The sequence below is a fragment of the Streptomyces sp. NPDC006691 genome (assembly GCF_042869955.1).
In the GTDB taxonomy this organism is placed as follows: Bacteria; Actinomycetota; Actinomycetes; order Streptomycetales; family Streptomycetaceae; genus Streptomyces.
In genome coordinates this window covers 41,505-51,182 of record NZ_JBIAGW010000031.1, presented here as the reverse complement: position 1 = coordinate 51,182, position 9,678 = coordinate 41,505, and the positions used below count along the sequence as shown (strand labels likewise).

The 9,678-nt window shown below is 67.7% G+C and carries 10 protein-coding genes; 2 read left to right on the top strand and 8 right to left on the bottom strand.

Annotation, left to right across the window (positions count from 1 at the left end; all coding sequences use genetic code 11):
* Positions 1 to 534 precede the first annotated feature (534 nt).
* The 3 genes from ACFYNP_RS36130 to ACFYNP_RS36120 all read right to left on the bottom strand — a co-directional run bounded on the left by ACFYNP_RS36130 (position 535) and on the right by ACFYNP_RS36120 (position 2,963).
* Positions 535 to 1,068 (bottom strand): VOC family protein, encoded by a 534-nt coding sequence (locus ACFYNP_RS36130; RefSeq protein WP_388791499.1) that lies wholly within the window; start codon positions 1,066 to 1,068, stop codon positions 535 to 537.
* Between the two features lie 282 nt (positions 1,069 to 1,350).
* Positions 1,351 to 2,436, bottom strand: a complete 1,086-nt coding sequence (locus tag ACFYNP_RS36125) for a serine hydrolase domain-containing protein (protein WP_388791497.1) — start codon at positions 2,434 to 2,436, stop codon at positions 1,351 to 1,353.
* Between the two features lie 5 nt (positions 2,437 to 2,441).
* Positions 2,442 to 2,963 (bottom strand): pyridoxamine 5'-phosphate oxidase family protein, encoded by a 522-nt coding sequence (locus ACFYNP_RS36120; RefSeq protein WP_388791495.1) that lies wholly within the window; start codon positions 2,961 to 2,963, stop codon positions 2,442 to 2,444.
* Positions 2,964 to 3,233: 270 nt separating this feature from the next.
* Here ACFYNP_RS36120 and ACFYNP_RS36115 point away from each other — a divergent pair, with 270 nt between their 5' ends.
* Both ACFYNP_RS36115 and ACFYNP_RS36110 read left to right on the top strand, forming a co-directional pair.
* Positions 3,234 to 3,371: a hypothetical protein gene (locus tag ACFYNP_RS36115; protein WP_388791493.1), complete on the top strand. Its 138-nt coding sequence runs from the start codon at positions 3,234 to 3,236 to the stop codon at positions 3,369 to 3,371.
* Positions 3,368 to 3,898, top strand: a complete 531-nt coding sequence (locus ACFYNP_RS36110) for a GNAT family N-acetyltransferase (RefSeq protein ID WP_388791491.1) — start codon at positions 3,368 to 3,370, stop codon at positions 3,896 to 3,898. Before ACFYNP_RS36115 ends, ACFYNP_RS36110 begins: the two co-directional genes overlap by 4 nt.
* A 288-nt stretch (positions 3,899 to 4,186) precedes the next feature.
* Here ACFYNP_RS36110 and ACFYNP_RS36105 read toward each other — a convergent pair whose 3' ends face one another.
* From ACFYNP_RS36105 to ACFYNP_RS36085, 5 genes are all read right to left on the bottom strand, one after another.
* Positions 4,187 to 4,366, bottom strand: coding sequence for a hypothetical protein (locus ACFYNP_RS36105; RefSeq protein ID WP_388791489.1), 180 nt, complete (start codon positions 4,364 to 4,366; stop codon positions 4,187 to 4,189).
* A gap of 211 nt (positions 4,367 to 4,577) precedes the next feature.
* Entirely contained in the window at positions 4,578 to 5,864 is a 1,287-nt protein-coding gene (locus ACFYNP_RS36100) for a hypothetical protein (RefSeq protein WP_388791487.1), read from the bottom strand.
* 698 nt (positions 5,865 to 6,562) lie between these two features.
* The gene (locus ACFYNP_RS36095; RefSeq protein WP_388791503.1) at positions 6,563 to 6,778 is read right to left on the bottom strand and encodes a transposase; all 216 of its coding nucleotides are present in this window, start codon (positions 6,776 to 6,778) and stop codon (positions 6,563 to 6,565) included.
* A gap of 328 nt (positions 6,779 to 7,106) precedes the next feature.
* Entirely contained in the window at positions 7,107 to 8,141 is a 1,035-nt protein-coding gene (locus ACFYNP_RS36090) for a hypothetical protein (protein WP_388791485.1), read from the bottom strand.
* 624 nt (positions 8,142 to 8,765) lie between these two features.
* Complete coding sequence (locus tag ACFYNP_RS36085; RefSeq protein ID WP_388791483.1) at positions 8,766 to 9,662, bottom strand: TauD/TfdA dioxygenase family protein; 897 nt, start codon at positions 9,660 to 9,662, stop codon at positions 8,766 to 8,768.
* Positions 9,663 to 9,678 lie beyond the last annotated feature (16 nt).

Genomic DNA, 9,678 nt, shown 5'->3' with positions numbered 1-9,678 from the left:
GGGGGGGGGGGGGGGGCGGGCCGCGCGCGGGGGGGGGCGGGGGGGCGCCCGCCCCCGCGGGGGGGGGGGGGGGGGGGGGGGGGGGCGGCGGGGGGGGGGGGGGGGGGGGGGGGGGCCCCCCCCCCCCCGCCGCACAGCACCACCGTCATCCATGACATCGACGCCGTCAGGCCAGTGATCGGCGACGAGACCTCCTTGCCCGAGGCATTCGATGCCGGTGCTGAACGTCTGACCAGCAGACTGGCCGATCCTCACGACGCCGACCACTGGCGTGCCAAAGCGGGCTGCCTCCCCGGTGGGCCCCTGAGTGTCCGGTTCCGGGCACGTTCGCCCGTACCCGACGGGGCACATTCGTCCGTACCCGACGGGGCACGTTCGCCCGTACCCGACGGGGCAGTTCACGTGTATACCGATGCCGTGCGCGCGTACCTGATGACCAACGCCATCCACGCGTCCAACATTCCTCGCCGGATTCGCCAGGACGACCGTGCTCCTTGGCTACCCGTCAGCGGCATGCCGGCGCCGGCACCTCAGTCATCGGGTGGTTCTGACGGGTGCACTGTTCCGCCCGCGCGGTCGACCGCTGAGTTCGGCGTCGAGTGTCTCCTGAGCGGCACGCATGACCTCGGCGTACACGGGATCCTGAAGCCGCTTCCACATGTCGCCCTCAGAGACCTCCTCGATGCGGCTGACTACCCACCAGATGTTGCCGAAGGGGTCCTTGACGCGTCCTCCACGCTGCCCGAAGGCGTCGTTGGCCAAAGCGGTGACAACATGGCCGCCGGCCTCCACGGCTCGCGAGAACGCCTCGTCCGCGTCGGCGACGAACACGCGCAGCAGGCTCGGCATGGACGGCCAGTCCGCGTGCCGGTCGAAGGCCAACACGACCGTGTCACCGACCCGGATCTCACCGTGCCCGATCAAGCCGTCCTCGGTCTGCACCCGCCCGAGCTCCTCGCCCCCGAACACCTGGGCTACGAAGTCGAGGAAGGCCCCCGTATCGTCCGTAACGACCCAAGGCGCAACGGTGGTGTAGCCCTCCGGCGCTACGGCGGCCTGCTCAATCATCACAGTCTCCTTTCACTGGTATTGGCGACGGACAGCCACGATAGGCAGGAGCTGGGTCAGTTCCTGTCCTGGACAGCGGTGAGCCTGGGCCACGGTCCGTGCCACCTCGTTGAGTTGCTCGCAGACCTGGCTCAGCACTCGGCGCCGCATCGTCGTGCTCGAAGACCTATGCGCCGCTGGCGTCAACAGGCCCAGGTGGTCTGCCCCAAGTGGTCTGCTCCGTAGGCGAGATGGCCCTCTGTCGAGCTTCGCACCCCGTGCGAACCATCGGTGGCGCGGAATTCAAGCGCGCGCGTTGATCTGGGCCGCAGTGATGTCCGCGAGCCGTTGTGCGGTGTTGAAGTGAGGGGTGAGCCGGGTCTTGGTCAGGGCGAAGGAGACGTTGGTGGCCGGGTCGGCGTAGACGTAACTGCCGCCTCCACCGACCCAGCCGAACGTGGTGGAGGCTTCCTGTCGCTGCTCACCGATGCGCCCAAGGGGATAGCCCATGGCCAGTCTCGCATGGTTGCCGAAGACCTGGTCGGTGCCTTCGAAAGCCACCGCTGCCAGCTCGTCCAGCTGCTGTGAGCCGATGAGGCGGCCGTCGAGAACGGCCGCGTTCATGGCGGCGGCTGCCCGCGCGGTGAAGGTACCGACCGACGGAATGTCTGCCCGCAGGATCTGGGGGCTGTTGCCCATGGCCGCGCTCGGTCGCATCTCCCAGGGCGCGAGCACAGCGTCCCCTGGCGGGGTGGCCGGCGGGGGTGTGGCGTCCTCCAGCCGGGCGAGACGGCTCAGGTCGGCTCGGGGCACCCCGAAATACAGCTCACCCTCGATCCCCAGGGGCACGGTGACCCACTCGCGCAGGAGCTGCCGCATCGGTTTGCCGGTGGCCCGGCGTGCGAGTTCGCCGACCAGGAAGCCGAAGGTGTACGCGTGGTATCCGGTCTTGGTCCCGGGGTACCACTGCGGCTCGGCGTCGGCGATCGCGGCACAGACCCGTGGCCAGTCGGTGAGATCGTCGGGGCCGATGCATCGGGGCATGGCCGGTACACCGACGGAGTGTGTGAGCAGGTGCCGGAGAGTCGCGGTCTCCTTACCGTGGGCACCGAACTCCGGCCACAGATCAACCAGGGGTGTGTTGTATCCGACCGCCCCGGTTTTCACGAGCAGGTGAGCGATCAGTGACGTCACGACCTTGGCCGCGGAGAAGCTGAAGAACGGGGTCTGCGAAGACACCCCGCGCCTGCTTCGGGTGTCGGCGAGACCGGCGACGGCGTCGGCGACAAGTCCGCCCTCGTGGTAGACGGCGACCTGCAAGCCGGTTTCGGCTCCGCTGCCGACAAGTTCGTCCACGGCGCTCTGGATCTCTTGCTGCAGTGAGAACATGATCGTCACCGATTCGCCCAGGTGTAGCGCGTCTGACTGGACGTCGGCAGTTTGCGGAAGGCGAATCCGACCCTCGGCTCGACTCGATAGAGCCTGACAGCACCAGTGATGACCGCTTCGCCCAATCCGTACCAGGTGCCCTCTGGGTCGGTCAGATGTGGGCCGTACTTCCGCTCGAAATCAGCGGTGGCCCGCTCACGCTCGGGGCGGCCGTCCACGGTGTGTGCGACGCCCTCGATGACGACGTCCACACCGGTCAGAGCATTCGTACCGGTCGTCAGCACACAACGGGGATTGTCCTCAAGATTTCGTGCCTTACGCTCCTGACCGCCCGTGGTGAAGCACATTCCACCCAGACTCCAAGCCGCCAACAGTGGTGTCACATGGGGTCGCCCGTCAGGTCGCACCGTGGACAGCCAGAACACCTCGGCCCCGGTCAACACCGCCAAGGCCGACGCCCACGGCGTTACGCGCGCCCTCGGGGACGAGAAGGGTCCCAGGAAGACATCCGGTTCTCGGTCCGACATGTCGCGTCCTCACTCAGTCAGGTTCAGTCACAGGCACCGGTAAGCCGCTTCCGTCCAGCCGACGCGTGATGCTCTGCGGCAGCCGACGTGGTGATGACCCGCGTGCGCCGAGAAAGTCATCGGTCCCGCGACAGACCATCCCCACGTGCGGCCGTCTCCCCCTTCTCAGGCGGGCCACGCGGCTGATCCAGCAATACCGTCACGCTCTCGGGAGGGGCGATTTCGGGAGGGGCGATTGCGGAGCGCTGCACATCCTGCTAAGCCCTCGCGATGATGTTCCAGCTCGTCGAGTCCGCCCAGGAACGCTGGCGCGCGACCACCGGAGCCCACCTGATGTCCCTGGTCCGTGCGGGCGCCCTGTTCGAGAACGGCGTCCTGGTCGAGCGTTCTGAGAGGATCACAGCATGACCGGCCAACGGCACGCCGCCACCGAATCCCACCGTCCCTTTGCTGAGCCCGTCCCGCTCGACCTGTCCGATCCGGACACTCTGCGTCACCTGTGGGACCTTCAGCGGGCCTCCTACGCGGTCGAAGCCCGGCTCATCAACTTCGACGGCATCCCTCCCCTGCACGAGTCCCTGGAGGAGTTGCGCACATGTGACGAGTCCTTCCTCGGGGTTCGCGACGAGTCGGGACTTGTCGGAGCAGTCGCCTGGACCCGCCTGCCGAACGGTGCTCTGGACATCTGCCGCCTCGTGGTTCATCCCGTCGCGCATCGCCGCGGCATTGCAACGGCCCTTCTCGACGCTCTGGACTCGATCGAGCCCGCGGAACTGACCGTCGTGTCCACCGGAGCCGCAAACCTGCCGGCCATCGCGGTCTATCATCGGCGCGGATTCACAGCTGTCGGCGAGCGCCAGATCGCGCCGGGCGTCATGCTCACGCTGCTGGAACGCAAGAACGCATCAGCACCGCCTCCAATCCACAACTCTTGACGATTGCTCCAGTCGATGGCGCACGTCTCTTCCGCTACCTCGGCCGCCTCGGCCAGGGGCTGGTCGCCGATCTGGACGTAGAACTGGACGTAGAAGTCGTTACCGACGTCGTAGCGGAGCTGGATGGCCGGGGCCGTCGCGCCCGTCGTTGGAGCGCAGACGTCGCCAGCAGATGAGTGCACACCTCAGGACGACAAGATGCCCTGGAAGACCAACCGGTCTGGATGCCCCTTGCCTCCCGGGTGGCGGGTGCCGGGGCCGAGGCTCAGCCTTGGGCGAACCGCGCGGTCAGCGGGGCCGGGCGTAGCGGCGGGCGAGGGCCGTCCGTTCCTCGTCCACCCGGCCCGGCACCGGGCGGCCGTCCCTCTCCCGCCGCGTGGCCAGCGGGGTGAGTATCGGCTCCAGCCCGGGGAGCGGAATCATTTCGCTGCCGCTTCGCTGCACGCTGATGATGAACGTGAGCTGCACCGCTGTGGACGGGCATCCCGTCTGCGTGCTCCAGCGCGTCGGTGACCTTGGTGACCTCGCCGTCCGCGTTGTGCTGCGCATGCGGCAGGGGAGGTTCGGCCGCGGGCGCCGGCCCCCGAGGCTGGGCTCGGGGTGGAGACGCCGAGGGGCCCCGCACGGAACCGGGGGGCCGGGGTTCACGTGCGGGGCCGCGCTCACTTGGTGGGGGCCGTCAGACTCCGGTCAGGGCGTACGAACCCGTGCCGTCCTGCCTGCCGCTGGAATACTGGCGGATCAACTCACCGTCCGCGTACCGGTCATGGCCCATCATGGAGCCGGTGTACTTGTTCTGCAGACCGATCTTCGAGCTGCCGGGTACGTCGCGGTAGATGTAGAACCGCTGGAGGTCGTCCTCCCCGCAGGCGGCCGTTGTCAGGTAGGCCTGCTCCTGGTTGGCGATGGTCGCCGGGATGGTCGCGCATCCGCCGTTGCCCCAGTTCCACAGGGAGGCTTCGATGACACCGTTGTTCTCCGTGACGTTGCACAGGCGCCAGTTGTCCAGGTGGGCGCTGAAGAAGTTGGATTCGCGCAGGCGGATGCCGTCGTTGGTGAGGAGCGGTGCGCTCCAGTTCAGGGGCTTGCCGGGGACGTCGATCCGGTAGACGGCGGATTGGCAGTTCAGGGCTGCCCGCGTTTGGGAGGCCGGGTTCCCGGTGGCCTTCACGCTCTTCTCGGCCCCGGCGGCCGTTTCCTGCCCGGCCTTGGCGGCCTCGGCCTTGGCCGAGGGGGCCGGCCCCGCCGGGTGTTTCGCGGTGGCGACGGGTGAGCCGCAGTCGAGGAGGCCTTGCGCCTTGCGCATGATGCTGTTGGCGGGGACCGTGTCCTCGCAGCGCACCGCGCCTTCTTCGAGGGTGGTGAAGGTGGTGTAGCTGCCGGTGTCGGGGCCCTCGGTCCACTTCAACGCCCAGCTGCCGTCTCCCTGTTGGGTGCGGTTGCAGTTGAGGCTGCCGTAGGTGCCTGTGACCTTCTTGGTTCCCTCGTAGAGTCCGTAGTAGCCGGGCTGGCGGAAGTCCCAGGTGATGGACTTGTTGGTGCTGCTGGTGGTGGTGTAGTTGACCTGGACGTTCAAGCCCAGGCTCGCGCCGACCGTGCCGAGAACCTCGACGGGGAAGCTGCCCTGAATGTTGCCGTTGGCGCCCACGGTGACCGAAAGGGTCTCCTGGACGTTGGTGGAGATCGTCTGGGTACCGGTGGAGCCCTGAGTGACGTACCAGCCCTTGAAGTGGGTGATCGTCGGGGACACTTCGGTGGACTTGATGACCGGATGGCGTGTGCCGAGGTCGGCGGACGTGCAGGCCTCGCCCGCCTTCGGCTGGCTGGCGGCCGTGGCGGGTTTCGGATGCCCTGCGGCGGTGGCGGGACCGGTCGCGGCAGTTATGGCGGCGAGCGTCGACGCAGCGGTCACGGTGAGGGCTACCAGCCCTCTGGTCCAGCGGCCGGAAGATCTTAAGTGGCTCATCATGCCCTTTCCTCGGCCGGGCGGCGTGTTGTCCCAGGCCAGAATTCTGTCCGTTATGCAGTGGAGAGCGGTCGATCGAGACGAACGTAGCGTCGGTGGCGCCGCAGTGACGATGACGGAATCAGCCGGTCCGAGGCGAAACCCATGACCCTGCCCGGTCTGTTACTCAGCCTTGACCTCCGCGAGGTCATCAGAATTTCATTTGCGGAGCTATGCTCCGGCACCCCCGTCGCACAGATGGGGTGTTTGATTCGTGATTCCGCTGCCGTCACCTGGGCGCCAAGCGCCACCAGACCGGCCTTTCCTGATCTGCCGGCGCGGCTGACCGCCATAAGCCGCCAGGATATTCGGCCAACTTGCACATTCTGAAACGGAGCACCTTCGACGGCCGTGGCACCTTGAATGATTGCGTGCCAGCGTGAACGGACCCGTGAACGAGGGGCAGAGCACTGTCAGCGCATTCCCGCGGTCGGCCGGGCCCGAGGACGCGGCGGCCGACACTGGACAGTATCCGTGCGCCGGGTCCGGGCAGTGCAGAGCAAGGCGGGGCAGGGCGGCAGCGACGGGAAACAGTGCGTGGACATTACCCCGCGTGCGGTCGGCGGCGTGGCGGGGCGGCACAACCCCCTTGCCGGGGGCGGCGGTTAGGGTAGGTCTGACGGGTCGGGCACGAAGCCACAGGCGTATGGCCGCAACGGTCAGTGCCGCAGAAGACGTCGGCCCGCTCGTCGAAGCTCGCGGCATCCGCTCGGTTGATCTTCAACTCTCCGCCACGGGATACCGGTCCGCAACCGGAACAGAATCCCGTTGATCATCCTGCGGTAGCACTTCCAACGACCGCCCCGCACAACGTTTTTCGGCAAACACGGTCTCCGCCTGGCCCACTCCGCGTCACGGAGCGCCGTGGTGAACATCAAGGTGACCGCCGGAGTGGTGCGTGCGGCCAGCCCGCAGCAGAGGGACAGAGCTTGAGACATCCGGCGTCGTTGCAGGTCCCAGCATCCCTCGCTGTGCGAGCGGTCGCGCCCGAAGGAGGGATTTCCTCGGGTCGCGCGGCAGGCCCACACCGCATCAGCTCCCCCCTCCGTCGGCGAAGGCCGCGCGTACGACTGAGCAGCGAGTTCCAGGGCACGGGATACACGCGTGCGCCCTACGTGGTCGTCACCGCCGCACCGATACACGGCGAACCGCTGAACTCCCGCTCCGGGGGCGGGCAGAGAGGCCCGGTCGACCGCGACCGCTCTAGGAAAGTCCGCTTGGACGGCCGAGATCGTCCGGGTAACGGTATGCGCCGCCCGGGCCGGCGACGTCATCGGTTTCGTAGCGCATCACGAGGTAGTGCCAGTCGTGGTTCCCGCGGACCATTCTGGCAACATTCTCCACGAACGCCTCGGTAGCAGCGCGAACCGTACTGTCGGCCGGGCTGTCGGCCAGGTCGCGCATCAAGTCCCGCCGTGCGGCGCGGAATTGGACGACGCGTTCGGCAAGGATGAGGGATACGGCCTCCACCGCTTGCTGAGTGGTGCACCCCTGGTCGCGTTCGATGATCGCGATGCTGTTGAACCCTCTCGCCTGGTACCGCTCGCGAGGGACGGAGAAGACGTCATTGAGCATGCCCATGTGCAATGACGCCGCACGACGCAGGCGCAGCATCGAGGGAAGGCGCCGGATCCCCGGTGGGAGGAACGTGCCGAGCGAGGGCTCCATGAAGTCGTAGCACCAGTCCATGCCAAAGCTGAGTTCGCGCCAGTCCTCCCAGTCGGTCATGCCCAGTTGCTCCCGCCGGCCCGCTACGTATTCGTAACGTGACTGGTCGGTGTACGAGAGCAGCAACTCGCAGTAGTGGCGGGAGAACTGGTACAGCCAGTCCCGTGGGCGTCCCCTCCGAGTGTGCTCCCAGACCCGCGCCAACGCCATGGACAGGGAGCTGGTGCCCGGCTGTCCACGGCCGCGCAAGATGGCGACCAGTTCGTCCACACCGCAACGCACCGCCTCGGGATCGCCCTGCACGGCTCCTTCTTCGAGCTGATCGTCGAAGCGGAAGAAGAGGAACATCCACTTCATACCCTCAAGGAGGGTGTCCTGGTCGACGTCGGGCCAGGTGAACGAGCAGGCCAGGTCGATGGAGGAGCGGCGTGCGCGCTCACGCGCGGAAGCGGTGGGGGCCAGGTTCGCCTCTTCGACCCACTTCCACAACTGTCTCGCGACCCTACCGGTATAGGGATTTATGGCCAGAGGGAAGGGACAACAGAAGCTGTTCGGGATCACGATGCTCACGACACCCCACCTGACGGTGCTCACGACGCTCCCAGCGCCGGGCCGGTCCCGCGTCTTGTGTGAGGCGATCTGTCCGCTCGGCAGACCCATCACGCGCTACGGGACGGGCGCACAGGAGCATCGGAAACCGTGAGTGCTCCGGGCAGGAGGTACCGGCGCGTTCTGGAGCTCCCCTGTGACCTGGAACCACTGGCTCCGCCTCGCGCGCGCCCCGGGCGACCGAGCCACCGGCTCACGTCGGCCTGAACGCGCCGCACACCACCGCCCACAGCCGCAGGGAACATCCCTGGGGTGGACGCGACAAGGGGCCGCTTCCTCTTGGGGCCACAGTGATCTGGATACGCAACGGTCCGAGCAGTTCGATGCTCCGGGTCGACGAGCTCGCTCCCCCCTCAAGGCCGTCAGGTCGTGCTCCTGGACATGCCGGCACAGTCGCGTACAAGTCGCATGCAAGAGGTACGAACGACCGTATGGGCCTGCGAGGTCGGGCCGGGTATCTACGGCATCCGCACGCCTCGCGTCCCGCCCGAGAACGGACCGCTGACCGCCCGGTCACGGGCTGACCCGGGGGCGGGGGCGCCGAACGTCACCCTGGCACCGCCCGCCCCGAGCCCTCGGTGAGCCCTATACCGACGCGACGGACGTGTAGTGCGAGGCGTCCCCCGCGATCGAGTAGCTCTCCTTGCCCTCGATGCCGACCGGCACATCACCGGCGACCGTCACACGGTTCAGGCGGCGCGGCAGCCCGTCGTAGTTGTCGATGGCGTAGTGCTGGGTGATCCGGTTGTCGAAGAGGACGAGCTGGTTGGGGGACCAGCGCCAGCGCAGGATGTTCTCGGGCCGCACTACGTACGCCTGGAGCAGATCGAGGATCTTGCGGGACTCGGCGACCGAGAGGCCCACGATCCGCTGCGCGAACCCGCCGATGAACAGGCCGCGTTCACCGGTCAGGGGGTGGACGCGGACCACCGGGTGGGCGGTGCGGAAGTTGATCGAGGTGAACTGGGCGCGCTGTTCGGCCTTCTTGTCGTCGATGTCCTCGTCCGGGACCACATAGTCGTAGTCGTTGGTGTGCTCGGCCCACAGCGTGTCGGCGAACTGACGCAGCGGCTGGGGCAGACTGCGGTACGCGGCGGCCGAGTTGGCGATCAGGGTCTCGCCCCCGTACGGCGGGACGGTGATGCTGCGCAGGGTGCTGGCCTGCGGCGGGTTGAGCACGAAGGTGACGTCGGTGTGCCAGTGGTTGGCGCGTCCGCGCTCGCTGTCCACGGGGAGCACGTTGGGCGCGTCGGCGACGGCGGCCACCGTGGGGTGGGCGGTGGTGAGGTCACCGAAGTGGCGGGCGAAGGCCTGCTGGCCCTCGTCGTCCAGGTCGACGTCGTCGAAGACCAGCGCCTTGTGCTCGTTGAGGGCGGCGCGCAGGGCGGCCACGCTCTCCCCGTCGAGCGGCTCGGCGATGTCGACGCCGGACACCTGGGCGCCGATGTGTGCGGTGACCTTGCGGATCTCGATACCGGACATGTTGAGGGGGTCCCTT